The 25,410-nt window shown below is 35.7% G+C and carries 23 protein-coding genes and 1 other annotated feature; of the genes, 13 read left to right on the top strand and 10 right to left on the bottom strand.

Features of this window, described 5'->3' with window-relative positions; genetic code table 11:
- Positions 1–19: 19 nt before the first annotated feature.
- A complete protein-coding gene (locus NSQ74_RS15660; RefSeq protein ID WP_340824516.1) occupies positions 20–1,747 on the bottom strand; it encodes a globin-coupled sensor protein in 1,728 nt (575 codons plus the stop codon).
- A 128-nt stretch (positions 1,748–1,875) separates the two neighbouring features.
- Between NSQ74_RS15660 and NSQ74_RS15665 the strand changes: the two genes are divergently transcribed.
- The 3 genes from NSQ74_RS15665 to NSQ74_RS15675 all read left to right on the top strand — a co-directional run bounded on the left by NSQ74_RS15665 (position 1,876) and on the right by NSQ74_RS15675 (position 3,265).
- Positions 1,876–2,157 carry a DUF1033 family protein gene (locus tag NSQ74_RS15665; protein ID WP_340824518.1) on the top strand — a complete coding sequence of 94 codons (282 nt, stop codon included), beginning with the start codon at positions 1,876–1,878 and terminating at the stop codon, positions 2,155–2,157.
- 222 nt (positions 2,158–2,379) lie between these two features.
- Positions 2,380–2,580 carry a cold-shock protein gene (locus NSQ74_RS15670; protein ID WP_004230088.1) on the top strand — a complete coding sequence of 67 codons (201 nt, stop codon included), beginning with the start codon at positions 2,380–2,382 and terminating at the stop codon, positions 2,578–2,580.
- A gap of 205 nt (positions 2,581–2,785) precedes the next feature.
- Positions 2,786–3,265, top strand: a complete 480-nt coding sequence (locus NSQ74_RS15675) for a YkvA family protein (RefSeq protein WP_340824520.1) — start codon at positions 2,786–2,788, stop codon at positions 3,263–3,265.
- Between the two features lie 135 nt (positions 3,266–3,400).
- On the opposite strand, the gene NSQ74_RS15680 is transcribed toward NSQ74_RS15675, so the two are convergent.
- Genes NSQ74_RS15680 through NSQ74_RS15690 form a run of 3 tightly spaced genes read right to left on the bottom strand, consistent with a single transcriptional unit; the run spans position 3,401 to position 4,461 of the window.
- On the bottom strand, positions 3,401–3,682 hold the full coding sequence (locus tag NSQ74_RS15680) for a hypothetical protein (protein ID WP_340824522.1): 282 nt from the start codon (positions 3,680–3,682) through the stop codon (positions 3,401–3,403).
- Between the two features lie 10 nt (positions 3,683–3,692).
- A complete protein-coding gene (locus tag NSQ74_RS15685) occupies positions 3,693–4,082 on the bottom strand; it encodes an SHOCT-like domain-containing protein (protein WP_340824524.1) in 390 nt (129 codons plus the stop codon).
- Between the two features lie 13 nt (positions 4,083–4,095).
- Positions 4,096–4,461, bottom strand: coding sequence for a DUF2089 domain-containing protein (locus tag NSQ74_RS15690; RefSeq protein WP_337981186.1), 366 nt, complete (start codon positions 4,459–4,461; stop codon positions 4,096–4,098).
- A 277-nt stretch (positions 4,462–4,738) separates the two neighbouring features.
- Between NSQ74_RS15690 and NSQ74_RS15695 the strand changes: the two genes are divergently transcribed.
- The 3 genes from NSQ74_RS15695 to NSQ74_RS15705 all read left to right on the top strand — a co-directional run bounded on the left by NSQ74_RS15695 (position 4,739) and on the right by NSQ74_RS15705 (position 8,791).
- Positions 4,739–5,062, top strand: coding sequence for an ArsR/SmtB family transcription factor (locus tag NSQ74_RS15695; RefSeq protein ID WP_340824526.1), 324 nt, complete (start codon positions 4,739–4,741; stop codon positions 5,060–5,062).
- Positions 5,059–5,460: an SRPBCC family protein gene (locus NSQ74_RS15700; protein WP_445669065.1), complete on the top strand. Its 402-nt coding sequence runs from the start codon at positions 5,059–5,061 to the stop codon at positions 5,458–5,460. The genes NSQ74_RS15695 and NSQ74_RS15700 overlap by 4 nt, the downstream gene beginning before the upstream one ends.
- Before the next feature lie 166 nt (positions 5,461–5,626).
- Positions 5,627–8,791, top strand: coding sequence for an ATP-binding cassette domain-containing protein (locus NSQ74_RS15705; RefSeq protein ID WP_340824530.1), 3,165 nt, complete (start codon positions 5,627–5,629; stop codon positions 8,789–8,791).
- A 140-nt stretch (positions 8,792–8,931) separates the two neighbouring features.
- Here NSQ74_RS15705 and NSQ74_RS15710 read toward each other — a convergent pair whose 3' ends face one another.
- Genes NSQ74_RS15710 through NSQ74_RS15720 form a run of 3 tightly spaced genes read right to left on the bottom strand, consistent with a single transcriptional unit; the run spans position 8,932 to position 11,534 of the window.
- Positions 8,932–9,771 (bottom strand): S1C family serine protease, encoded by an 840-nt coding sequence (locus tag NSQ74_RS15710; RefSeq protein WP_340824531.1) that lies wholly within the window; start codon positions 9,769–9,771, stop codon positions 8,932–8,934.
- A 54-nt stretch (positions 9,772–9,825) separates the two neighbouring features.
- Positions 9,826–10,497, bottom strand: a complete 672-nt coding sequence (locus NSQ74_RS15715; protein WP_340824533.1) for a hypothetical protein — start codon at positions 10,495–10,497, stop codon at positions 9,826–9,828.
- 41 nt (positions 10,498–10,538) lie between these two features.
- Entirely contained in the window at positions 10,539–11,534 is a 996-nt protein-coding gene (locus tag NSQ74_RS15720; protein ID WP_340824535.1) for a S66 family peptidase, read from the bottom strand.
- A gap of 231 nt (positions 11,535–11,765) precedes the next feature.
- Here NSQ74_RS15720 and NSQ74_RS15725 point away from each other — a divergent pair, with 231 nt between their 5' ends.
- The gene (locus tag NSQ74_RS15725; RefSeq protein ID WP_340824536.1) at positions 11,766–12,239 is read left to right on the top strand and encodes a DinB family protein; all 474 of its coding nucleotides are present in this window, start codon (positions 11,766–11,768) and stop codon (positions 12,237–12,239) included.
- A 99-nt stretch (positions 12,240–12,338) separates the two neighbouring features.
- Here NSQ74_RS15725 and NSQ74_RS15730 read toward each other — a convergent pair whose 3' ends face one another.
- Positions 12,339–13,943: an ABC-F family ATP-binding cassette domain-containing protein gene (locus NSQ74_RS15730; protein ID WP_340824539.1), complete on the bottom strand. Its 1,605-nt coding sequence runs from the start codon at positions 13,941–13,943 to the stop codon at positions 12,339–12,341.
- 237 nt (positions 13,944–14,180) lie between these two features.
- Positions 14,181–14,397 (top strand) — a binding site (T-box leader).
- 45 nt (positions 14,398–14,442) lie between these two features.
- Here NSQ74_RS15730 and argS point away from each other — a divergent pair.
- The 4 genes from argS (at position 14,443) to recQ (ending at position 20,940) form a co-directional block, all read left to right on the top strand.
- A complete protein-coding gene (gene argS / locus NSQ74_RS15735) occupies positions 14,443–16,116 on the top strand; it encodes an arginine--tRNA ligase (RefSeq protein ID WP_340824541.1) in 1,674 nt (557 codons plus the stop codon).
- Between the two features lie 197 nt (positions 16,117–16,313).
- Entirely contained in the window at positions 16,314–17,495 is a 1,182-nt protein-coding gene (locus tag NSQ74_RS15740; RefSeq protein ID WP_340824542.1) for an MFS transporter, read from the top strand.
- A 555-nt stretch (positions 17,496–18,050) separates the two neighbouring features.
- The gene (locus tag NSQ74_RS15745; protein WP_340824543.1) at positions 18,051–19,154 is read left to right on the top strand and encodes a TcaA NTF2-like domain-containing protein; all 1,104 of its coding nucleotides are present in this window, start codon (positions 18,051–18,053) and stop codon (positions 19,152–19,154) included.
- Between the two features lie 7 nt (positions 19,155–19,161).
- Positions 19,162–20,940: a DNA helicase RecQ gene (recQ, locus tag NSQ74_RS15750; protein WP_340824545.1), complete on the top strand. Its 1,779-nt coding sequence runs from the start codon at positions 19,162–19,164 to the stop codon at positions 20,938–20,940.
- A gap of 84 nt (positions 20,941–21,024) precedes the next feature.
- Here recQ and msrA read toward each other — a convergent pair whose 3' ends face one another.
- Entirely contained in the window at positions 21,025–21,546 is a 522-nt protein-coding gene (gene msrA, locus NSQ74_RS15755) for a peptide-methionine (S)-S-oxide reductase MsrA (protein ID WP_340824546.1), read from the bottom strand.
- 171 nt (positions 21,547–21,717) lie between these two features.
- Between msrA and NSQ74_RS15760 the strand changes: the two genes are divergently transcribed.
- Together NSQ74_RS15760 and NSQ74_RS15765 are read left to right on the top strand one after the other, a co-directional pair.
- A complete protein-coding gene (locus NSQ74_RS15760) occupies positions 21,718–22,668 on the top strand; it encodes an LCP family protein (protein WP_340824547.1) in 951 nt (316 codons plus the stop codon).
- A 63-nt stretch (positions 22,669–22,731) separates the two neighbouring features.
- A complete protein-coding gene (locus tag NSQ74_RS15765) occupies positions 22,732–23,931 on the top strand; it encodes an AI-2E family transporter (protein ID WP_340824550.1) in 1,200 nt (399 codons plus the stop codon).
- Positions 23,932–24,039: 108 nt separating this feature from the next.
- Here the strand turns inward: NSQ74_RS15765 and NSQ74_RS15770 are convergent, their stop codons facing one another.
- A complete protein-coding gene (locus NSQ74_RS15770; protein ID WP_340824551.1) occupies positions 24,040–25,203 on the bottom strand; it encodes an aminotransferase class I/II-fold pyridoxal phosphate-dependent enzyme in 1,164 nt (387 codons plus the stop codon).
- Positions 25,204–25,410 lie beyond the last annotated feature (207 nt).

Here is a 25,410-nt window from a genome sequence, read left to right on the forward strand (position 1 = left end):
GAGGGATAATCCCTCCAACTTACTGCATAACACGTTCTTTTTCCAAATAAGTAATTAGGTTATTAATAAAGAATAGAACTCGCTCTGAGGCTTCATCTACCTCTTTTAAATGGTCCTCAGCTTTTTTTATATGACCAGCTTTAAAGGCTTCTGCAGCTAGTTTGGCAGATTGGTGTACTCGTAAGTGATAGCCATCTAATTCACGATAATCCTGTAAATGGCCAAAGCGTTCAACAGTACGAGAAGCAGTATACCATTTACCTAGGCGACATTCCGTATGTGAAGATACATCACTTGGCTGTACTTCTTCTAAACCAAGGAACATATTATAAATACGCCATTTCCATAAAATATGATCAGCTTTCGAAAGCTGTAATAGGGCAATTGAAGAAAGTTGGACATTATTATTCGAAATAATGTCATTACGGAAACGATTAATCTCTTTTCCTAATAAGTGAATATCGCTTGATGTATTAGAACTATAATTGCGAATATCATCTTGAAGGTTAGAAATTTCAATCATTCGGGCAGATACTTCATCAATTGCGGCAGCTTGCTCCTGCGAAATAGCAGCGGTATTTGTAACATCAAGATTAATGCCTTCAATTGCAGAAACAATGGCATTTAACAAAGGTAACGATTCTTTTGCCTCAATTGTTGCTTCTTTAATAATAGAAGTTGTTTCTGTAATAGAATGCGACACTTCATTTGAATAACTTTTTAAATGGTGAACATTTGTAGAAACCTCACTAAGAGCAGTAACGGTGCCTTCAGCCAGCTTACGTACTTCTTGGGCAACAACTGCGAACCCTTTACCATGTTCACCAGCACGAGCAGCTTCAATCGAAGCATTCAATGCTAGTAAATTTGTTTGATCTGCAATTTGGTTTATTAAAGTTACAACGTGTTCAATATCATTTACACGTTTTTGCAACTCAGTAAACGAGTCAACGATCGTTGTAAACGTTTCTTCTGTTTTGAAAATTTCTGATAAAGCATGTTCAATCGCATTTTTTCCTTTAACGGCATGGTCAACTGATTCCGTTGTTTTCTCTGATATATGAGAAGACATTCGGGCTACTTCATTGATCGATGCGGCAATTTCCTCAGTTGCAGCGGTAGATGATTGGATTTCCTCATTTTGTTTGTCTAAGCTATATACTAAATCTTTCATGTACATAATTTTCGCATTGACATCCATTAGTGAAGAAATTTCAGAGACAACGTTTTCAACAATACGCTCTGTTAATACTTCTACAAGTAATTCTTGGTCCACATTGACAGCTGATTGGAAAGATTTCATATACTCAAAAGCTTTGTTTGGTTTTAAACCAAAGTTATGTAAAATATATGTCGTAATATAAAAGGCAAATTGATTGAAAACAACGATTAATTTACCAGGTTCATATTGGTTTTTTCGAAACAAATTATAAAACTTAACTGTTTCATCTACATATTCATCATCACGAGTAGCTAAAAAGAATTGAGTTAAATATTGATTTATATTTTCTTCGCTAATCGTTTGTTGGGAGGAAGGTGAAATCTCACTTAAATAATTATTAAATATTGCATTCATAGAAGGGGTAATATCTTTCAATTTATAAAAGAGTGCTTTTAAATTTTCTTCATCTTGTGAATTAAAGTGATTAAAAGCTAATGTCTTATTGAATCGCCCTGTTGCACTTAAATTTGTTCCACGTTTTAATAATTCATCTAGTTCGGCCTTAGGTCGAATACTTGAAAACATAAAAAAAACCTCCAAAATAAATAATGAATAATAAGGTAATAATAGCATATTGCAGGGTGTTTTAATAGACATTTCAGGAGCGTTTGCTAAAATTAGAATATCTTATTACAGCAAGGAATGTGGCAAATATGTATACAATACTTTACATGAAAGCTGATTATGAGCCTTGGTGGAAATTTGAAGGCTGGGAAGCTTTTATTCAAACGAAAGAAACGTTTGAAACAAAAGAACAATTTGAGCAAGCATTACAACGGAAATTAAATCATTTCCGATCAGCATATGAACATGAGGCGAGTAAGGAAGGTGGATATTGGGCATTTTGGTCTGAAGATGAAAGCTTTTACTGCGAGGCATGTGATGATGATGCACAAGTATATCATGGAATAATGGTATTTGAAGAACAAAGTTAAAGTAATTTTCAAATTAATTAAAAAAACAATTTTCTTTATTTGACAAAATTATGAATGGTGGTATACTTAACTTAACAATTTAATTGCTTCACCGGAAACATGGATTCACATATTACAAAAAGTGATCGCGTTAGTTCGGTACTCTTTGTAATATGTGAATTTTTTTAATTCGTTGAAGAAATTACATATTGTTCACTTTTATTTTTTTGGAGGTTTTTTTACATGAAACAAGGTACAGTAAAATGGTTTAACTCAGAAAAAGGTTTTGGATTCATCGAAGTTGAAGGCGAAAACGACGTATTCGTACACTTCTCAGCTATCCAAGGCGAAGGTTTCAAAACACTTGACGAAGGTCAAAAAGTGGAATTCGAAGTTGTAGATGGCAACCGCGGACCACAAGCTGCTAACGTAACTAAACTTTAATTCTCAGTAATTAAAATTACTTTCGTTAAAAAAAAGCACCCTATAAATATAGGGTGCTTTTTTCTATACATTTCGGCAATTGCAACTTAGCAATTGCTGGTATATTACTATTGACTTACATTATAACAACTCCTTTTTTCCTACAGTTTCGATTAAATTTTTGAATTTTGGGTAATAGGTAAAGAGAGCAGGAGGAGGAAGATCAATGGTGGACTATCAAAACATTCCTAATGAGCAGGAGCAAAAAGATTTTTATCAAAAATTGCGAAAAAAATTGGAACAATTTCTTGTGTCAAAGACGGGGATGAAGCACAAATATGCTGATTATTTGTTGTTCGTTCCTGATATTTTTCATTTATTAGTTAAGATAGTAGCAGACCCTGCTATCGACTCGAAAAGTAAGTCATTAATTGGCGCTACAATTGCATATTTTATTTTCCCAATGGATTTTCTACCAGAAGGTATATTTGGCTTTGGAGGCTTTCTCGATGATATTATGCTGGCCACTTTTGTCCTCAATATGACAATCAATAAATTAGGGCCAGAAGTAATCGAAAAACATTGGACAGGGGATGAAAAATTGCTTGAGCTATTACAGAAAATCACTGAAACGAGCAATCAATACTTAAGTAAAATGCCTGTAAAATCAATATTTACTAAATATATTAAAAATAAATCTAAATAATAATATTATGTAAACTTGACTACTAACATGTAAGACCCCCAAAAAAAAATGGGGGTTTTATTGTAATAATCGAGCTTTTAAATAAACATTTCAAAACTCGAACCTATCGTGGATTTTTTGTGATATAAAATTAAATTATAGTTTGACCTTAACCTCGGTCCCGTCTTGCGCTTTAACATCTACAAGTATAATGCCTTTATAATTTTTCAGTTCATTGACAATAGGTTTAAGTGTTTCTTTATCTATAAGTGGGATAGTAAAGTCTATTTTTTTTCTATCGAAGTGCTCTTTTGTCCATTTGTTTGCAATTTGCTGAACAAACTTTGAAAATAAGATAGAAATAAGGATATTTAAAATTGCATATGGAATTGGAATAGTAAAATTAAAGCCTTTTGTTTTCACTTTTACATGCATCATAAGCAAATCACTACTCAATAATGACTGAAACGGTATCCCCGTTTGCAGATTTAATATCAACAATTTGGCCATCTAATTCATTTTCGATTGCTTCAATTATAAGGTTGATATCTATATCTTTAACGTATTTTTCTGATTGGGGGATACTAGCTGCGATGCTGTGACCAGCCATTAATACTACTTTGACAAGTTTTATTGGTAAATTGACCATGACGTTATCATTTTCGGATGATACAACACGAACTTTTAATGTTTTATCTAAATATTTCGTTGTTTTTTCTAAAAAATTATTTCCTGTATCTTCCTTGTCTTTTAATGCTTGAATAAGTTCTGATCCCTTCTCTGCATCTAGCTTTCCTTCTTGTATCATTGTTAACACTCTTGCAATTTCCTCTTTCATAATAAGTTCCTCCTTATTCTTCTTTTAAGAGCTTTATGGCTTCTTCAGGTGTGATTTCGCCATTTTCCAACATAGTGACAATTTTTTTCTCATCCACTTCATTTTTCTTCTTTTGTACATATCCAAGCGATGAGATGATTTCTGTTAACTTACCTCGAACAGTAGGGTACGAAATCCCTAATTCTTTTTCCACTTCTTTAATATTCCCTCTACATGTTAAAAACACTTCCACAAAATGAAGCTGGTCTTTTGATAGAGAGGCAAGCTTTGATAATTCAAATTCATTTTCAATCGTCGTGTGACAATGAGAGCAATGGAGCTTGGTAATTTTTAATGTTTTATTACAGACAGGACAATTCGTAATTACTTTATAAGCCATATTGAAAATTCCTTTCTTTAATTTAATTCGATTATACAACAAGGTATTAAGGAAATAAATAATAAAATTTAATTTATTTAATTTTATTATTAATAATTTTAATTTTAAGTTTAAGATAATTAATTATAACTTAAATAATTGTGTAGTTATTACTTAAAAAATTGAAGGGAACTTTTATATATGGGACCAGTGCGAAGAAAATAAGTTTGACTGGACACCAAGTAGTGTCCTATAATTAAGGTCACCAATTGGTGTCCTATTTTAGGAGAGGATGATTTTGAACGATAAAGGTCAAGAACGTGATGTTTATGTAGCAGTCGCTGACCCAACAAGACGGAAATTGCTACGTTTGCTATCAGAAGTAGAAGAATTACCTCTTCACGAATTAACAGCACAATTTCAAATGGGTCGGACTGCTGTTTCTAAACATTTGGCTATACTAAAAGAAGCTGGTTTAGTTTCAGATCGTAAAGTTGGTAGAGAAACAAGATATCGATTAAATGCTGCTCCTTTAAGTGAAATTAAGGATTGGGTAAGCCATTACGAAAAGTTTTGGAAAGAAAAAGCGTTACTTTTAAAAAATTTATTAGAGGAGGAATGAAAATGGCAGAATTGTCATTAGATTTTCAGTTCACAAGTTCAATCGAGAAAGTATGGAATGCATTAACGGATTCAGAAACACTTGCAAAATGGATTATGGAAAATGATTTTAAACCAGTTGTAGGACACCGTTTCCAGTTTCGTACACAACCGACAGAATGGTGGAATGGTATTATTGATGGGGAAGTGCTAATAGTTGAAGAACCATACAAATTATCTTATACGTTCGCAAGCGGTGATGAGCATACGGTAACATGGACATTAAAAGAATTAGAAGATGGGAAGGTAAATCTTCATCTTGAGCAAACGGGTATTTCAAGTGCTCAAGCAGTAGAAGGTGCAAGATATGGCTGGTTAAATTGGTTTAACGGCTTTGAAAAAGTGTTAGAGGAATTATAAACCTAACCTCAAATCCTGTTGATTATATGAAGTTAATGTATAAAAAAGCAAACGGCTAAATATTGAACAAAGCCGTTTGCTTTTTTTAATAATTTTTTGTGCTGACCATTACCTTCACTAACATCAAGTTGAAGTTGCTGAATTGAAAAATAGAGAGGATATTACGATGAAAATAAATCATTTAATAGCAAATAATATTAACAATTTAAATGCTCTAATACCGGTAAATCAATCGTTAGGTATTGCTGGTTTGTCTGGGTCTGGTAAAACAACATTTTGTCAAACAATTGGCGAAGAATCGAAAAAACGACTCGTATCCTTATTGCCGAAGGCTGAATATCAGTATTTATTTCCTAATATTATGGAAACGAACTTCAGTGCGATTAATATGGAAGACTTGCCTCTTGTTCTTTTTCTAGGTAGATCATCCATTTCCTCCAATCCACGTTCAACTATTGGCACTCATACTGGCGTGTTTACAGAAATCCGTGTAACGCTAGCAGAAAAATATCAACTTTCTCCAGAGGTTTTTTCTTTTAACAATGTATTAGGATGGTGTCCTGATTGTAAAGGACGCGGGACAACTAAAAATGTTGAATGTAAAAAGTGTAAGGGCAAGCGTTTTAATCAAGAAGTTGAACAATATAAATTGGCTTTAATGGATACAGAGCTCAGTATTTCCGATATCAATGACTTAAGCATTGAAACCATTCTCTCACAAGCGGAAGTTTTAAATATTAGTGAAGGGAAGCAACAAATCCTTCAAAATATTATCAATATGAATGTAGGCTATTTAACATTAAATCGAATAATGGGAACATTGTCAGGTGGAGAGTTAACACGCTTATACTTGGCTGAATTTATGGCGACTAGTGAAAATACCGTTATTATTATCGATGAAATTTCTGTTGGCCTAGATCACCAAACACTTCTGACAATTTTAAAAGAAATTGAGCAATTAGGCTGCAAAAATCAAATTTGGCTCATTGATCATTCGGATACAGTGCTTGACATAACGGATGAGCAACTATTTTTTGGACCAGGTAGTGGAAAATATGGAGGGAAAATTGTTGAACAATCTCCACGCCCTAAACCAATTATTTGGGAACGAAATCATGCAATACCTGAAGAATACTACTCATTTCATGATCTTTACTGTCGTAATATTCAAATGGATCATATTGATATTCCTAAAAATAGACTTGTCACCTTTACTGGAGAGTCTGGATGTGGTAAATCGACACTCGTAAATGTATGTCTGGCCAGTGATTTTCAAAAACGATATCCTAAAGATAAGTTAGTCATGGTGGGGCAAGATCGCAACCAATCGATTACGAGTCGTTCAACTGTTGCAACATTTCTTGATATTAAAAGGAAGCTTACAAAATATAGTGACGATATTGATGATATTTTTCAGCGTTCAATTGAAGATATTATTGAAGAGTTGCCTACCGAGGATATCGCTTTTAAACGCCTAAGTTTATTGATTAAATTAGGACTTGGTTATTTGACGTTGGAGAGAAAAACACAAACATTATCGACAGGAGAATTTCAATGTGTCCATCTTGTTTCGGAGCTATTTGCTAATACAAGAAATCCTCATACACTCTTTATTTTTGACGAGCCTTCAAAAGGACTATCACAAAATATTTTAAACCAATTCATTGATAGTATAAAGGGAATATTACAAGATGCATCTGTCTCCATTATCATGATTGAACATAATCCATATATGCTAGAAAGCTCTGATTTTATCGTTGATTTCGGTAAACGACAGCTAGCGCCTGTTACGCATCTTGATGTTGTCAGTTATGATGACTATCAACATAAACAAAGCCAAGCAGAGACAAAGACCAATTTGCATATAGCTTCGTCCATTAATCAACAAAATGGTATTAATTATGAAAAAGAGAATCCAATTGCTTATTTTAAAAATGCAGAAAACATCTATAAAGGTGGTATTTTAAAAAGTTTATCTTCAATGGCTCGTTTAATTTATGGTGAATATGACTCTGAAACAATAGCTCCTGTGATCGCAATTGATTTAGAACGACACTTATATAGTCAATATACGTTTCTCTATGAAATTGGTGGATTAATCAATTATATTGTGGGAGCACATCCTTCAAACAAAGATACAAGTAGCTTCGATTTTTATTCGCAACATAATCATTGTCCTTGTTGCTCGGGGCGTCGTGTAATTGATAAATTTGATTTTGATATTGTTATTCAAGATAAAAATGCATCATTTTGGGATGGTTTATTGCACCCTGATGTGATGGCAATTTTGAAATTTTATAAATTCGATAAATTACAATTCATCTTTAATGAAATTAATAATGAGCTTGGTCAGGATATTAGTAAAAGTTTTAACGACTTGTCGGAAGAAGAAAAGCATACTTTTTTATATGGTTATTGGGAAAAATCATTTTATGATAAAGCGGGCAAGGCATCAAGGACATGGGAAGGTTTTAATCATATAATTGGTAACTATATCGTTATTTCAAAATCCATTATAAAAGAGCAAATTAAAGAGTCGAAAACAAAAATAACATGTCCAATTTGTCAAGGAACCGTACTAAACCATCGTAAAAAGCTAAAATTTGGCGATACAGATATTCGGGAGATTATTCAACTGCCAATAGACGAAGTGATGAAAATCGTTGGGAAATTACCCGCATTAGAAAAAATGAAAGCTATCGTTGGTGGTAATACGGTATTGACAGAAGATGTATCTCTTTTCCCAAGAGAAACTCAAGTCGCATTGAAAATGTTAGAATTAGAGCTCGCAAGCTTTGCAAATTATGAAATGGTTTTACAAAACGCGCTGCCATTTTGGGACAATATTCGTGGAAATATTGAAACTATCAGCATGCAAAATCGAATGACTATTTGTGATTTTGCCAACATTACCGAGACGAGAGAAACCATTATTGATAAGTATTTCACCAATGGCAAATACAAAAAGCTAACCTATGTCTATGAAGCATTCGGTTACAAAAAAATTGTGACATCCATTAATAAAATAAAGGCAAGTCATCCATGCCCATTTTGTAAAGGGAAGAAAGTAATTTCGGAAGATGGTCTCCATGATGGCGTATATAAACTATCGGTACCTTGTGTGAGTTGTTATGCAAGTGGCATCAATGATGAAGGGCGCCAGCAAGCCGTTGAAGGCATAGATGTGCAAACATGGCTAACTGGCATTGTAAGTGATGTAGTAGCGGAAAGTACAGATGCCGTTGCAAATATCCCCATTTTTAATCGCATTCGAGAATTGAACAAACGAGATATGATGGCGATATACGAGTGCCTTGAGCAAAATAATTAAACTTTTTTAGCTATATGTCAGCAAGCCCAGCAACTAGTTGTTCATCGCTAGCTGCTGGGCTTTCATTGTCGGTAGTGAATCTAATTTTACTTCATCATTCCGATAAAGAGAGGAAGCAACACTTCCATAGAAGGAGTGGGTTATTTAAAATTTTCACTTTGTGTATGCCCATATTGTAGGATGTACTCTTCTAACACATGTACAGGAATAAATAATCCTACTCGTCCATAAGGTTCCTTTTTCATCGTGGCAAAAATAATGCCGATTACCTCACCATCACTATTTAAAACAGGGCTACCACTATTGCCTTTGTACACAGGTGCTTGCATCATCATGACGGGTTCCTGCCAATCGTCAAGGTAAGTTTCTTTAAGTAATGTACCTTTATTAGCAATACCAGTGAAGGATAGTGGATTACCTATGAAATAAACAGACTCATTCTCTTGGTAACTAGGGTTATTTGCAAGAGTTAGTGAGGGTAGATTGGTACTAGTAACTTGCAAAAGTGCTAAATCAACTTCAGGAAAGCTTTGTAGTAACTGAGCTTCCATAAGCCCTTGTTCAGGAAATACAACGGACAATGTAAGGGCGTTTTCTACTACATGGGCATTCGTTACAATAAGACCTTCAGGAGAAATAACAAAGCCTGTACCTTTACTTGAGCCTGTAGAAACCTCTACAATCGCCTTTTTATATGTTTGAATATCTTCTTGTTGCGATAATTGACTTGATACCTTTATAAATTCGATAGCAGGAATGGAGTAAATTTGAAAAATAAGCGCAAACGTATTAAAAAATAGTACGAACGCCATAACCCACATAATCCATTTCATAATTGGCTTTTGTTTTTTAGCCTTTTTACCATGGGTAAGTCGTTCTCTTTCCTCAGCTAGCGCTTTTTGTTGCTCTGCCAGTACAAGTTCGATAAACTCTTCTTCCGTTAGTTCTTCCTCAGTAGTGTGCTTATGTATGTCGCTCATAAATGCTACCTCCTTACAGAAAAAGGCGCCATGCGAGACGCCTGTTCAGACATTTTATTCAATTTTTTGCAAAGTTGACGTAATGATAAATGATTCTCCGTTATTTGTTACCATTTCGTCTTTTGTACGGATTAGTCCCACACCTTTGGCAAAATATTTAGAAGTCGTCATGTTGTCCTTTGTTTTAATAAGTTCAATAACATCGTGGAAAGTGGTTAAGCCCGTGGGCATAGAAGCAGTAGTTGAAAGTATTTCCCACCCATTAAAACGGCTTCCAACTTCCAAAGGCTGTTGTAAAATGATTTCAATAACTGGAAAAGTTGCTATATCGTGTGCTGTTGGCAATGTTGGCGTTTCATCTACTGCTTCCATATAGACAAGTTCTATAGCAGATTTCGTAATACGATAGATTTTTAACAATGTGACGCCACCGTTATTTTCCACTTGAGCGATTGACTTTTCATCGATGTAGGTCGTTTGAAGTGTGTAACTAGCAAACTCGTTCCCTTCACCTTGAAAATAAGCAGTTGTTCCATCCTGTGGGAAATAGGAAGCGAGAACACTACTGAATGGTTGATTAGTTGCTTGTTCTTTATCGTTTTGCTCATCAGTATTAGTCGGATGGCTAGGCTGTGGATTTGTACTTGGATTAGTTGTACAGCCGACAAGTATTATTGCTAGAGAAAATAAGAATAAGATTCGAATATTATCAAACTCCTTTAGCAATTTTCTTTAAGTATACGTGAAAGGGCTCCTATATACGAATATTAAGAGAACCAGCTTTCTAACAACAAAATACGTTTATTCGTTGCATCTACTTTAATACGCAAGCCGATTGGCAATGGATGCAGTGGATGTGTGTGGCAACAATCCACCTCAGCTAAAATTGGTATAGGATTCCCATCCAGCTGTTCTAATAAAACATCATAAGGTTTTCGACCTGTGCCTTCATCATCATACTGCTCATGCTTACCTAAAATAATTGCTGCAATTTTGTCGAAGTAGCCATGTAACTTTAACATTGCAAAGTTTTTTTCCACTACAGCAATTGTTTTGGATGTATCCTCTAATAATAAAATATCGCCTTCCTTAATTTGAGGGAAGTAGGGGGTTCCAATAAAGCCATACATCGTATTGATATTCCCACCGATTAAACGACCTTCGGCACTACCTTGTTGAACTGTTATCCAAGAATTATCATGCTGCGTTTTTTCTGCTGTTTTTTCAAGCCAATTGATTCGATCATCTGTCCAAATAGGAGGAGTCGACATTTCATAAGGAATTGAAACAGTTTGCATAAAGAGATCGATAAAATATTGTTCTGTGTAATTCACAAATGGTGGGAATTCTCCAAATGTAGATGCAACAGAGGGTCCGTAAAATACTGGTACGCCGGTTTTAGCATAGACGGCAAGGAGAATTGCTGTCACATCCGATAAACCAACTAGTATTTTGGGGGATTGTTGAATCGCTTTATAATCTATATAAGGCAACATACTATTTGCATTTGTGCCACCCATTGTAGGTAAAATCATTTTCACTGTAGGGTCGTGTAATAGGTCATTGAGCTCCTTGGCGCGCTCCTTAGGTGTGCCAGAACGATAAATATCATTCATGCCAGTTAATGAACCTTCTTTAATTGTAAAGCCAAGTGCCTGTAACCGTGCCTTTCCTCGCTCATATCGGGCGCGGGCAATAACTGAAGCTGGTTTTGAAGGCGAGTAAATGCCAATTGTATCGCCTTTTTTTAATGGGGAAAACATAAAATACCTCTTTCTATTAGTTTAAGTTGTAGCCCATTATACATGATTTAACAAAAATATGGGCAAAGTCTTTAACTTGAGGAAAGAGAGGTGAAAATCTACTGAAATTTAGAACAATCGTAGTAAAGGGGAGAATAAATAATATTTTTATGTAAACTTAATAATAGAAACTTGCGATACAATAAGGATTTTACTATGATAATAAGGAGTTAAAATTTGGGGGGCGATAATATGTATCGACAAGTAGACGATTTTCTAAGTGAATGGACAATTGCAACAGAAGGAACTGCTCAAGTACTGAAAGCAATGACTGATGAAACATTAGATCAAAGCATTGTTGAAGGTCATAATTCACTTGGCTGGTTAGGCTGGCATTTAGTTGGTGCGGCAGGCTATTTTAGTTATTTAGTAGGTTTAAAGGTGCCGATGATTCGCCAAGAAGATCCTGTTCCAGCTACAGCAGCTGAAATTGTAGCGACATATGAAAAGACAGCTAATAGTATTAAAGAGGAAGCTGCCAAGCTTTCAAATGAAGACTTACTGGAGGAAGTGAACGGTTTTAACGGACCAATCCCTCGAGGTGTATTATTACGCAAACTAATTGACCACCAAACACACCATCGTGGCCAAATGACTGTATTATTACGTCAAGCTGGCTTACCAGTACCAGGTGTACTTGGACCAACGAAAGAAATGCAAAAATAGTATCAGGCGGCAAATACATGATGTATTTGCCGTTTTTTTTAATGTTTATAATTAAAAACCTCCCCCAAGCGAGTGGGGGAGGTTTTATTTAAGAATGGATTAGTTTAAGCCTTGGCTATCTTTCCACTCTAAAAACTCATCATATGTTAATTGTTTGTCTAAAATTGAACCATCTTCACGGATTTCAATGACACGGTTTGCAATCGTTTGAATGAACTGATGGTCATGAGAAGTGAAAATCATGGCACCTTTGAAGCGGATTAAGCCTTCATTTAGTGCTTGGATTGATTCAAGGTCAAGGTGGTTTGTTGGTTCATCTAGTAAAATAACATTGGCTGTTGCTAGCATCATTTTTGAAAGCATACAACGTACTTTTTCTCCCCCTGATAATACAGAAGGGGATTTTTTCACTTCTTCACCAGAGAATAGCATACGACCTAAGAAACCACGTAGGAAGCTTTCTGTTTCATCGTCAGGTGAATATTGACGAAGCCATTCTACTAATGATTTTTCTGAACCTTCAAAGTATTTATCATGATCGTTTTCGAAATAGCTTTGAGATGTTGTAACACCCCATTTAAATGTACCAGCATCAGCTTCTTTATCTTCCATTAAAATATCAAGAAGAGCTGTTTTAGCCATAGGGCTACCAAGTAAAACGATTTTGTCATCTTTATTCATTGAGAAACGAATGTCTTTAAATAACGTTTGACCGTCTTGACTTGCTGTAAGACCATCAACTGTTAATACATCATTACCGATTTCGCGGCCGATTTGGAAGTTGATGAATGGATATTTACGGCTAGAAGGTCTAATGTCATCAAGCTCGATTTTATCCAACATTTTTTTACGTGATGTTGCTTGTTTTGACTTTGACGCATTGGCAGAGAAACGAGCGATAAACGCTTGTAATTCTTTAATTTTTTCTTCTTTTTTAGAATTTTGGTCTTGCGCCATTTTTTGTGCTAATTGAGAAGATTCATACCAGAAATCATAGTTACCTACATATAATTGGATTTTTGAGAAATCAAGATCCGCGATATGTGTACATACTTTGTTTAAGAAGTGACGGTCATGGGATACGACGATAACTGTATTTTCAAAGTTAATTAGGAATTCTTCTAACCATTGAATCGCTTTTAAGTCAAGGTGGTTGGTAGGCTCATCCAGTAATAATACATCTGGTTGACCGAATAATGCTTGTGCTAATAATACTTTGACTTTGTCAGAACCTTCAAGATCACCCATTAACATATAGTGAAGATCATCTGAGATGCCTAAACCGTTTAATAATGTTGCTGCTTCTGATTCAGCTTCCCAACCGTTTAGCTCCGCAAATTCACCTTCTAATTCAGCAGCACGCATGCCATCTTCATCAGAGAAATCTTCTTTTGCATAAATAGCATCTTTTTCATTTTTTACATCATATAGGCGTTTGTTACCCATAATAACAGTATCAAGCACTGTATGCTCATCGTATTCAAAGTGATTTTGTTTAAGGACAGATAAACGTTCGTCCTTACCCATTGATACATTTCCTTCTTGTGCTTCAATTTCACCAGAAAGAATTTTTAGGAATGTTGATTTTCCTGCCCCATTTGCCCCGATTAAACCGTAGCAATTTCCAGGGTTGAATTTTATATTTACGTCTTCAAATAGTTTACGATCGCCATAGCGAAGACCTACATTACTTACTTGAATCATGCAAGTTCCTCCTTTTTTCACAATGGCTTTAGTATATCATGAAATATGTTCCATAGTCTATAAACATTATGACATCAACGTTTACCGATAATAGTAATGTATCTAATAGTGCAATCACTAGTACAAGTCGTTGATTATCACTGAATAAAGATACAAATATTCATTTTAGAAGAAAAAATAATGTTGAAGTTGACTTTCAAGATTGGATAATATAGAATATTCCAAAATCAATAGCTGCTAAATTCTGTGAAAAAGAAAGTAATTCATTTTGTGCTGCTAAGCGAATTAGGGATGGTGGAAGCCTAATGCAGACCGTATGAATGAAACGCACTTTGGAGAAGTTTCTCGAAATGTCAGTAGAGAATATCGGGGAGTCACCTCGTTAACAATAGAAAGTGGTCATAATGATGGCAACTAGAGTGGTACCACGGGAATCTATGCTCTCGTCTCTTATTGAGACGAGGGCTTTTTTTATTTTGTAAAAGGGGGAAATGGACAAATGAATTCACAAATTGCGAAAAGTATTGCTATAGCGCTCAAATATCAAGTGAAAGTAGAAGAGATTGAAAAATTACTTGAAAAACCTAAACATGTAGACCTTGGTGATTTTTCATTACCATGTTTTAAACTGGCTAAAGAGCTTGGAAAATCTCCTCAAATAATTGCATCTGAAATTCAAAAAAATTTAACGTGTGATTTGATTCAGTCGATTGAAATAGTTGGCGGATATATCAATTTATTTTTAAATCAACATATCATTACACAACAAATACTAAGCAAAATAATGAAAGAACAAAAATTATATGGAGCGAGCCCAATAAATAAAGGCAATGTTGTGTTCGATTTTTCTTCTCCAAATATTGCGAAGCCTTTTTCTATGGGTCATTTGCGCTCAACGGTCATTGGTAATGCACTCGCCAATATCGCTGAGAAAAATGGCTATAATGCCATTCGCATTAATCATTTGGGGGACTGGGGAACACAGTTTGGAAAACTAATTGTGGCTTATAGACATTGGGGAAATCAACAGACAATTAAAGCTGCACCTATTAAAGAACTATTGAAAATTTATGTGAAGTTTCATGAAGAAGCGGAAAAAGATTCTACTCTAATTGAGCAAGCGCGAGCTGCATTTAAATCGTTAGAGGATAAGGATGATGAGGCACTTAAGCTTTGGCAATGGTTTAGAGATGTTTCATTGGAAGAATTCATAACACTTTATCAGCTTCTTGGAATTAAATTTGATGCTTACGATGGGGAAGCTTTCTATAATGATAAAATGCAAAATGTAGTAAATGAATTACAAACAAAAGGGTTGCTGACATTATCAGAAGGTGCTTATGTTGTTGAATTAGAGGAAATGCCTCCTTGTATTATTACTAAAACAGACGGCGCGACACTTTATGCAACACGTGATTTAGCAGCTGCCTTTTATCGTATACAACAATATCATCCTAAAAAAATATTTTATATTGTAGGACATGAACAAACACTGCATTTTAAACAGTTATTTAATGTGGTGGAGAAAATGGGTTATGAATGGGCGAAAGATTTAAGTCATGTAGCTTTTGGGATGATCTTAAAAGAGGGCAAAAAAATGTCAACGCGTAAAGGAAAGGTTGTTTTACTCAATGACGTGTTGACTGAAGCTATAGAGGCGGCTAAACAAAATATCCAATTGAAAAATCCAAATTTACAAAATAAAGAACTGGTTGCTAAGCAAGTAGGTGTCGGTGCAGTTATTTTCAATGATTTAAAAAATTATCGCTTACATGATATTGATTTTTCAATTGAGCAAATGCTGCACTTCGAAGGAGAGACAGGTCCATATATTCAATACACGTATGCTCGTATTTTCTCAATTTTAGATAAAGCTGATGTTCAACTTGAGGAAATGACTTATCAATCATTAGGTGTCCAGGCATGGTCAGTCATTCTATTACTAGAACAATTTCCTCGAGTTGTTACAAATGCTTATGAACAAGCGGATCCGTCATTAGTTGCTAAATATGCATTACAATTAGCACGCGCCTTTAATAAATATTATGCTAATAATAAGATTTTATCGAATGATGATCTACAAAGTTCTCGTTTAACTTTATGTTATTGTGTAGCAATCATGCTAGAAGAATCGTTAGCACTTTTAGGCATTAGTGCACCAAAAAATATGTAATGTTGTTTGTATTATAATGCACAGCGTTATTTCCTTGAACTGAGCAATTTTATATGTAATTTACCGAAATATTGACGATATGCAGAAAAAATGGTAAAAATAATATAAGAAATCAGATGTCTGACAACGACGGAAGTTAATCAAGTGCTGGTTGAAAGAGAAATAATGAATTTGGCGTGAAGAAAGGTATTAATCGCATGAATAATAAACAATGGACGACTTCAATAGTATTTGCTGTTGTCAGTATATTTTTCGTTGCCCTCAATATGCGACCTGCTGTAACAGGGATTGGCCCCTTGTTTAATGTGTTAATAAAGTCGCTACAAGTATCCAATACACAAATGAGTTTACTGACATCCATTCCGGTGTTCTGTATGGGACTATTTGCACCACTGGCTGTCCCGCTACAAAGACGTCTTGGTACGAAGTCTGCTATTGCACTGCTTTTAACACTGCTTGCCCTAGCTAATGGATTACGATTGATAAAAGAAAGCTATGCATTGCTAGTCGTGACAAGTTTTGTAGCAGGATTTGCAATTGCTATTATCGGTCCGATGCTAAATGCATTTATTAAAGAAAAATTTCCTAGTCGATTTACTACAGTTGTTGGAGTATATTCTTTTGGCATCGGGACAGGTGCAACATTAAGTGCGGCATTAACGGTATCATTTTATAATGGCTTTCATAACAACTGGACAATTGCACTTGGTAGTTGGGCAGTACTTGCCGTATTCGCTCTTATTATTTGGTTGCTCGTTATTCAAAACAAGAAAGGTCAACTGTCTGTACAAGAGGAAAATATTACAAAGGAAGCAGCACGTAATCCGTGGAAAAACGGTCGAGCGTGGACGATTTTACTTTATTTTGGTCTGCAAACATCGCTATTTTTCTCAATGATGTCTTGGCTAACGCCAATGCTACAAGATAAAGGCTTCTCACTTGTTGCTGCTAGTTCCATGCTAACTTTTTTATCTATCGTACAAATGATAGGGAATATTGTCGTACCGTTGCTAATGGAAAAATGGTCAAGTCGCATTCATTGGCTTCTATCATTAGGCATTATGGGGGTCATCGGTTTTGCACTATTGTGGATAGGAACAGGATTAATGTTATGGGTAGCTGTCCTAATTATTGGGATAGTGCTTAGTGGATTGTTTCCAATCGGTTTATTATTACCATTGGATGAAGCACGTAACAATGAAGAAGCCAATAGCTGGTCATCAATGGTGCTGTCCGGGGGTTTTATGATGAGCGCCGTTATTCCGACATTAATTGGTTATTGCTATGATTTAACGGGCAATCATTCGTTCACCTATACAATATTTTTAGTTTTAATGCTCGGTATTATTGGTACAACACTCGCATTAAAGAAAAAATAAATACATGACGGGCATGCTTGAATAATAGGGCATGTCTTTTTTAATAAATCATATTACAAAATGCATCCAGTAGTTCTCTCTTGATGCCTAAATTTTTCAGTTGAATAGAGTGGAGGGAGGCGACTCCTGCGGGAACAGCACAAAATGTAAGACACAACAGACCGCGCGTTAGCGAGGGTTGCGGCTTACATTGTGCCCGCGAAAAGCGTCCGCCCGTAACGGAAATCAATTGCAGTTAAATGAAGGAGGAAGAATTCTGTTTTGTGTTGAAATCCTGCTTCAAAAGAACAAGACTACATATTTCGATTTTTTGGTATTCCAGTAGAAAAACAGAATTAAATTCTGTTTTTCTTTTTTATGGAGTATAAGGAAAATAAGTGAAAAAATCAGTTAGTTGTTACTATTATTTAAAATAGGTTTTTTCTATTTTTTTAATAGGAAGCGTTTGTTCTAAAGAAAAAAATCAATAATAATATTATGTAAACTTGAAACGAATGAAATCCTTGTTTATGATAGAATAGGAAAGAAGATGAGAAAGAAAGTACTGGTGAATGTATGCGAAACAAAATGCTAATCGTTGGAGCGGCAACCTTCCTATTAACTGGCTGTAGTGATCAGTCCGTTGCAGAAATGTTTAACAAGGAAAAGGCTGAAGTGAAATCGGAAAAGCCTGTGGAGAAGCAGGAGGAAAAGCTTGTTCCAGAGGTGAAGGTTGTAGGAGAGAACGGAATTGGTGCAGGCATTATAGTGAAAAAAGAGCCAAAGATGCTCTATATTGTAACGAATGGAGCACTCGTATCATCAAAGCCTACAGCGCTTGTGCAATTTAGTAACGATAAGCTTGTAGAAGCTGAAGTACGCTATATGTCGACAGCTTATAATATAGCCGTGCTACAAGTGAAATATAACGCTTCGGTTAACGTTCCAACAGTTTATAATGGGAATTTGGATAACCTAGCTGTGTATGTCGATGGTTTACCACACACAATCAAAAAATATAATGACAAAGTAGCTGCTTATTATATTGATGGAGAGGAAGCCTTACCACCAGGTAGCCCTGTGATGGAGGCCGAGAAAGGTCAAATCGTGGGTATTTATTTTAATCGGCAGCAACAAGGTGTTTCACAACCATACATATTGCCACTGCAGGATATTGTACAATTACTTGATGAATGGATTACTGACGGCATGAAGGCAAAAGATCGTTTGTCCCAATCAAAAAATCTATACACGTATAGTGAAGACGGGGACAAAGAAGCAGTACAACAAGCTATCGAGAAATATGGTAAGGATGTTTTTGCTTATAACGAGGACGAAGTAAAAATATTTATTGACACATTTCATGAACATCTAAAAGCAGCTGTTGCGATTAATGATGCAAGTGTAATGAAGACTGTCACTGGAGCAGATGATTTACAGAGTACGCTGAATGACATGGTTGCCTATTATGCGTCTAAGCAAGCAAAAATTCATTTTTCGAATACGACAATTAAACGTATAGAGAAAGTTGGGCAAAATATTGTTGTGCGCGCAAAAACGGAATATGTGCTGACCAATTCTGCTGGGCAGGAGGCACTGGCCAATTCCATCATGACATATGAAATTTTTAAAAATGATCAGGGCGAGTATAAGTTAATTCGTCTTACAGCAGAGGAGTGAGAAAAATATGGAGCAAGCAAAACAAATGCTACAGCACCACTTTGGGTACGATTCATTTCGCACCGGACAAGCCCAAATTATTGAGCAAACGTTAAGTGGACAGTCGAGCCTATGTGTCATGCCAACAGGTGGGGGGAAATCGATTTGCTATCAAATTCCTGCCCTGATGCTTGATGGCTTAACGATTGTTATCTCACCGTTAATATCACTCATGCAGGATCAGGTAGAGTCGTTGCGAGCAGCAAATATACCAGCTGCTTATATTAATAGTACGTTATCTACTCAAGAAGTAGATGAAACAATGCAGCTAGCGAGTGCAGGCTATTTAAAGCTTCTATATATTGCCCCTGAAAGATTAGAAAGCGCCTCCTTTTTACAGGCGTTATCACAATTATACGTGCCATTGCTAGCAGTCGATGAGGCTCACTGTATTTCACAATGGGGACATGATTTTAGACCAAGTTATCGTGCGATTCAAAAATTGTTTACACTGTGGCCACAAAAACCAACTGTTCTCGCATTAACTGCTACTGCGACACCTGCCGTTTGCGAGGATATCCGTCAATTATTAACGATTGATGAAGAGGCAACGCTTATAACTGGTTTTGAACGTGAAAACTTAGCTTTTACCGTATTAATCGGTGAAAATAAAGAACGATATATTAAAAATTATATTGAAAAAAATAAAACAGAAGTAGGTATTATTTACGCAGCGACACGTAAATCGGTCGATAGTTTGTATGACATATTTGTTCGTGCTGGTGTATCGGTCGCAAAGTATCATGCAGGGCTATCAGAGGACATGCGCATGTCTGAGCAGGAACGTTTTTTAAAGGATGAAGCTCGTATTATGATCGCAACGAATGCGTTCGGGATGGGAATAGATAAAAGTAATGTTCGCTTTGTTATTCACTATCAAATGCCGCGCAATATGGAGAGCTACTATCAAGAAGCGGGGCGTGCAGGGCGTGATGGACTGCCAAGTGCCTGTATATTGCTTTATGCTTCAGGAGATGTACAAACACAACGATTTTTAATAGAGCAAACACGTGATGAAGCACGAATTGCACAGGAATTAGAAAAATTACAAACAATGGTTGATTATTGTCATACAGAAGGTTGCCTTCAAAATGCGATATTAACGTATTTTGGTGAAGAACCAGGCGAACCTTGTAATCGTTGCAGTAATTGTAATGACAGCCGTGAAGTGAAAGATGTCACTGTAGATGCGCAAAAGGTTTTGGCTTGCGTCGTACGGATGGGGCAAAAATTCGGTAAAACGATGGTTGCGCAAGTATTAATCGGCTCTAAAAATCAAAAGGTTCTTGAATTTGGGTTTTCAAGACTTTCAACATATGGCATTTTAAAAGGTCAATCTTCAAAGGAAGTTTCAAATTTTATTGAGTTTTTAATTGCGGAAGGATTACTAGCTGTGAAGCATGGGACATTTCCAACGATTTATGTTTCAGAGGAAGGGAAATCTGTCCTGTTAGGCAGTCGAATAGTTATGCGAAAAGAAGCGGTTACTGTTCGAGTCCTTGCAGATAATGATCCGTTATTTGAACACTTACGATTATTACGAAAAGAGATTGCGGATGAAGAAAAGGTGCCACCATTCGTTGTGTTCTCTGACAAAACGTTGCGTGAGTTATGTGATAAAAAGCCGCTAGAGCTCGAGGGACTAAGACAGATTAGTGGTATAGGTGAAGTGAAATTTGAGAAATATGGTAAGCGTTTCTTTGAGGCAATGCAGTCATTTAACCTTACCTCAAAAATTAATGAGTAAAAGAAAAAGAATCCATTGTGTTTTTTACAATGGATTCTTTTCTTGTTGAAATGAAATAGAAGGGCCTCGCTACACTAAATCCGCTTATTTCTTCCAATGGTCTGCAATAAATTCATCACGCCCAGATATAGCGCGATCTTGCTTATAATGTTCGGATTCTTTTTTATAATAATCTTGATGGTAATCTTCAGCTGGATAAAAGTGTTGAGCATCACGAATAATGGTTACAATAGGTTTATCAAAGCGACCACTATTCGCAAGTTTTTCTATCGATGCCTCTGCAATTCGTTTTTGTTCTTCTGAATAAGTAAAAATTGCAGTTGAGTATGACTCACCTCTGTCGTGAAATTGACCATAGGCATCTGTTGGATCAATTTGCATCCAATAAATATCAAGTAATTGTTCATAGCTAAATATCGACGAATCAAATTCGATTTCTACTACTTCTAAATGACCGGAGTTGCCCTTTTTAACATCTTCATATGTTGGATTTTCTAAATGGCCACCCATATAGCCAGATGTGACCTTATGTATGCCGTCCCACTCTACAAATGGCTTAACCATACACCAAAAACAGCCACCTGCAAACGTCGCTTTTTCAATCATGTTCATCATCCTTTCTATCGTGAAAATATTATAGCATTATTTTGCTCATAACTGGCAAATAGGGTGTAAAATAACGAATAGAGAGATGTTGATGAGGTTAGAAAGAAAAATGAAACTTTCCTTACTAGCAATCGTTACATTACTATAAAAAAATAGAGGAGTTATTTTGATATGGAAGAGCAAGACTATACAAGACGCTCGCAACGTCCAAAAAAACGTCGATTGCGTAAAGGGAGAGCATTGTTTACGTTCTTATTACTCTGTGTCATTGTAATTGCGGTATATAGCATTATGCAATATCGTAGTGGTTTACAATTAGCAACTGACACAAAGGTAGCACAAGAAGATTTTAGTGGGGACAAAATCAATAGTGATATTGAAAACTATTTATTATTAGGAATTGATACACGTGGTGAAGAAAAATCACGAACTGATACAATGATGGTATTATCTTGGAATAAGAAAACCAATGATGTCAAGCTTGTTTCATTTATGCGTGATATTTATGCAGACATTCCTGGCTACCAATCCTATAAACTAAATACCGCATACTATTTAGGTGGTGTTCAGCTATTAAAAGATACATTAACTAATATGTTTGGATTACCAATTCATCACTACGCACTTGTAGATTTTAAAAATTTTGAATCACTTGTTGATATTTTAGCACCAAATGGTGTGGAAATAGATGTTGAAAAAGATATGTCTGAAAAAATTGGCGTTACGCTTACTAAAGGTACTCATAACCTCAATGGGCAAGAATTACTAGGCTATGCAAGGTTCCGTCACGATGCGGAAGGAGATTTTGGTCGTGTTGCCCGCCAGCAAAAAGTAATTGAAGCATTAAAAAATGAAATATTAGCACCCCAAAATGTATTCAACTTACCAAAATTTATTGGTGCAGCCCAAGGCTATGTGACAACTGATTATTCATCTACAGGCGAAATACAACAAGTTTTAAAAATGGTGTCTAAAGGGAAAATATCAATAGAGAAAGCGACAGTCCCAATTGAAGGCAGCTATGATTTCCAAAACTTTAGCCATGCAGGGTCTGCGATTGTTATTGATGAACAGAAAAATAAAGAGTTTTTAAGTAAATTTTTAGGTATTTCTTTAGAGTGATGTTTCGCAAAAGCCAACATTATCCTGTAAAATATAGGTGAGCATTTGGATTGGGGTGTGAATATGAGAGAACAAAGACCAAAGGAGCATTCAAACTTTTTTTCGACGAAGTTTATCCGCTTTTTAGGTGGTAAAAATTTATTATTTACGTTGATTATTTTATTATTACTCGCATGTGTGATTTTTATGTTTGGAAAAGTTTCCTTCATATTTACCCCGCTACAAGTATTATTCGAAGTTGTAATTTTACCAGGGGTGCTTGCCGTAATAGGATATTATTTATTACGACCATTATTAGGAATACTTGAAAAGTGGCGTATCCCTAGAGCTTGGGGCATCTTAATTTTGTATATCGGTGTCATTGGCGTCATTACGTTACTTGTCGTGCTAGTTTATCCTTTTTTACGTGATCAATTTACGAATTTAGCACAAGAATTCCCTGTGTATTTTATGGCACTAACCCAAAATATTGTGGAATACTTGAATAACTCACGCGTAAATGAGTATTTAGCCAATATGGATTTTAACTATGAAAAAGTAGTGATGAATTTCACTACAGACATTATCGAAACAGTAAAAGATACAGCAGCAAATTTAGCACAAGGTGTTGCTACTGGTATAACAGGATTTCTTTCAACCTTAACGGGCATTATTTTGTCGCTTGTTACAGTACCTTTTATTTTATTTTATTTACTGAAAGATGGAGAAAAACTGCCGAGATTCGTCATGAAAATTTGCCCGCCGCGCATGCGCACAGGTTTACATGATGTTTTACACGATATGGACAAGCAAATTAGTTCTTACATACAAGGGCAAATTTTAGTTTCAATGTGTATCGGAGCAATGGTCACGATTGGCTTCTTAATTATCGGTATGAAATATGCATTGCTACTTGGCTTCCTAGCGATGATTACAAGTGTAGTACCATATTTAGGACCGGTTATAGCTATTACACCAGCAGCCATTATCGCGCTTGTTAATTCTCCATTCATGCTAGTGAAACTTGCCATCGTTTGGACAGTAGTGCAGTTGATTGAAGGGAAGTTTATATCTCCACAAATTATGGGGAAATCATTAAGCATCCACCCAGTTTCCATTATTTTCGTATTATTAACAGCAGGTTCGCTATTTGGTGTACCAGGTGTTATTTTAGGGATTCCAGGCTATGCAATCTTTAAAGTCCTTGTAACACATTTATTTAAATTATTTAAGAAGCGATACAATCGATATGAGGATGAAGAAGTACAAAAATATGATGTATAAAAGAAACAGCTACTGCAATCATGCGGTAGCTGTTTTGCTAGTTAATAAGAGAAATAATAAAAGCATGTGAAATGGGAGTACCCTGTATCACATGCTTTTGTATTGTTATTAAATTGAAACGTTTTTCAGACGATCTACTGCTTCTTGCAATACGTCCTTTGGCTGCACAAGAGCAAGTCGCAAGTAACCTTGTCCTGCTGTTCCAAAGACAGTTCCAGGTACTGTGACAACACCGATTTGCTCAATTAGCTTAAATGCTAATTCGGTACAGTCAATATCGTACGGATATTTTGCCCAAACGAACATGCCACCATCTGAAGGCGCTGCATCCCAACCTAGTTCATGTAAGCCGTTCATTAGTGTTTTATGACGCTCTGAGAAAGTTGCACGCAAGTTCGCTGTAATTTCTTCTGCATTATCTAATGCTACTACAGCAGCATCTTGAATCGGTTCAAAAATACCGAAGTCTAAATTCGATTTAAGTTGCTTTAAGACAGCAATCATTTCGGCATTACCAGCAATATAAGCAATTCGCGTTCCAGCTAAGCTGAAGCTTTTTGAAAGCGAATTAATTTCCATCCCAACTTCTTTTGCACCAGGTGTTGCTAAAAAGCTAATAGGACCATCACCTGTAAAATAAAACTCTGAGTATGCTGCATCATGAAGCACAATTACGTTATATTTTTTAGCAAAAGCAATTACCTTTTCGAAATATGCAAGAGAAGGCATAGCAGGTACAGGATTTCCTGGTAAATTTAAAATAAGTAGTTTAGCCTTAAGTGCAATTTCTTCCGGCACTGCGTCTAAATCCGGTAAATAATCGTTTTCAGCTGTTTGAGGCATATAGTAAGGTGTTGCACCAGCTAAATGTATGCCAGCATCGTAAGCGACGTACGCTGGATTCGTTGATAGTACGATGTCTCCTGGATCACAAAAGGCGATAGGTAAATGTACTAAACCTTCTTGAGAACCTATCGTTTGAATAATTTCATTAGTAGGATCTAAATCGACGTTACTACGACGTTTATAGTAACGGCTTACCGCATCGTAAAAGCGTTGTGTTCCTGATAGCGTATAGCCATATGATTCTTCTAAGCTAGCTCGATACGATAAATGCTCACGAATTTTCGCATGAGGTGGAAGATCTGGGCTACCTAAGCTTAAATCGATTAAAGACATTCCTTTTTCTTGTTGTTGCTTTGCGAAGCTCTTTAAATCTCCGAAAATTGCTGGGGTGAATAATGACATTTTTTTTGATGGTACGATTTTCAAAACTAGTACACTCCTTATAGTTGTATAACAGAATAATAGTAGTTCACATTTTAACATACTAAAGCACAGAAAGGGAAAGTTATTCTGAAAAAAGAATATATTCTATTAATGGAGAAGATGCTTGCATAGACTAGCGGAAAAATTTAAGCTAATATGAGAAAAGCTCGCGCATATGATAGCGTTTGGCCCATATCAGCAAAAATAGAG

This window comes from Lysinibacillus sp. FSL W8-0992, from assembly GCF_038008685.1.
Classification (GTDB): domain Bacteria; phylum Bacillota; class Bacilli; order Bacillales_A; family Planococcaceae; genus Lysinibacillus.

Excerpts from the sequence above, each read along its gene's own strand:
- NSQ74_RS15660 (WP_340824516.1), bottom strand. The coding sequence starts at position 1,747 with ATGTTTTCAAGTATTCGACCTAAGGCCGAACTAGATGAATTATTAAAA.
- NSQ74_RS15665 (WP_340824518.1), top strand. The coding sequence starts at position 1,876 with ATGTATACAATACTTTACATGAAAGCTGATTATGAGCCTTGGTGGAAA.
- NSQ74_RS15670 (WP_004230088.1), top strand. The coding sequence starts at position 2,380 with ATGAAACAAGGTACAGTAAAATGGTTTAACTCAGAAAAAGGTTTTGGA.
- NSQ74_RS15675 (WP_340824520.1), top strand. The coding sequence starts at position 2,786 with ATGGTGGACTATCAAAACATTCCTAATGAGCAGGAGCAAAAAGATTTT.
- NSQ74_RS15680 (WP_340824522.1), bottom strand. The coding sequence starts at position 3,682 with ATGATGCATGTAAAAGTGAAAACAAAAGGCTTTAATTTTACTATTCCA.
- NSQ74_RS15685 (WP_340824524.1), bottom strand. The coding sequence starts at position 4,082 with ATGAAAGAGGAAATTGCAAGAGTGTTAACAATGATACAAGAAGGAAAG.
- NSQ74_RS15690 (WP_337981186.1), bottom strand. The coding sequence starts at position 4,461 with ATGGCTTATAAAGTAATTACGAATTGTCCTGTCTGTAATAAAACATTA.
- NSQ74_RS15700 (WP_445669065.1), top strand. The coding sequence starts at position 5,059 with ATGAAAATGGCAGAATTGTCATTAGATTTTCAGTTCACAAGTTCAATC.
- NSQ74_RS15705 (WP_340824530.1), top strand. The coding sequence starts at position 5,627 with ATGAAAATAAATCATTTAATAGCAAATAATATTAACAATTTAAATGCT.
- NSQ74_RS15710 (WP_340824531.1), bottom strand. The coding sequence starts at position 9,771 with ATGAGCGACATACATAAGCACACTACTGAGGAAGAACTAACGGAAGAA.
- NSQ74_RS15720 (WP_340824535.1), bottom strand. The coding sequence starts at position 11,534 with ATGTTTTCCCCATTAAAAAAAGGCGATACAATTGGCATTTACTCGCCT.
- NSQ74_RS15725 (WP_340824536.1), top strand. The coding sequence starts at position 11,766 with ATGTATCGACAAGTAGACGATTTTCTAAGTGAATGGACAATTGCAACA.
- NSQ74_RS15730 (WP_340824539.1), bottom strand. The coding sequence starts at position 13,943 with ATGATTCAAGTAAGTAATGTAGGTCTTCGCTATGGCGATCGTAAACTA.
- argS (WP_340824541.1), top strand. The coding sequence starts at position 14,443 with ATGAATTCACAAATTGCGAAAAGTATTGCTATAGCGCTCAAATATCAA.
- NSQ74_RS15740 (WP_340824542.1), top strand. The coding sequence starts at position 16,314 with ATGAATAATAAACAATGGACGACTTCAATAGTATTTGCTGTTGTCAGT.
- NSQ74_RS15745 (WP_340824543.1), top strand. The coding sequence starts at position 18,051 with ATGCGAAACAAAATGCTAATCGTTGGAGCGGCAACCTTCCTATTAACT.
- recQ (WP_340824545.1), top strand. The coding sequence starts at position 19,162 with ATGGAGCAAGCAAAACAAATGCTACAGCACCACTTTGGGTACGATTCA.
- msrA (WP_340824546.1), bottom strand. The coding sequence starts at position 21,546 with ATGATTGAAAAAGCGACGTTTGCAGGTGGCTGTTTTTGGTGTATGGTT.
- NSQ74_RS15760 (WP_340824547.1), top strand. The coding sequence starts at position 21,718 with ATGGAAGAGCAAGACTATACAAGACGCTCGCAACGTCCAAAAAAACGT.
- NSQ74_RS15765 (WP_340824550.1), top strand. The coding sequence starts at position 22,732 with ATGAGAGAACAAAGACCAAAGGAGCATTCAAACTTTTTTTCGACGAAG.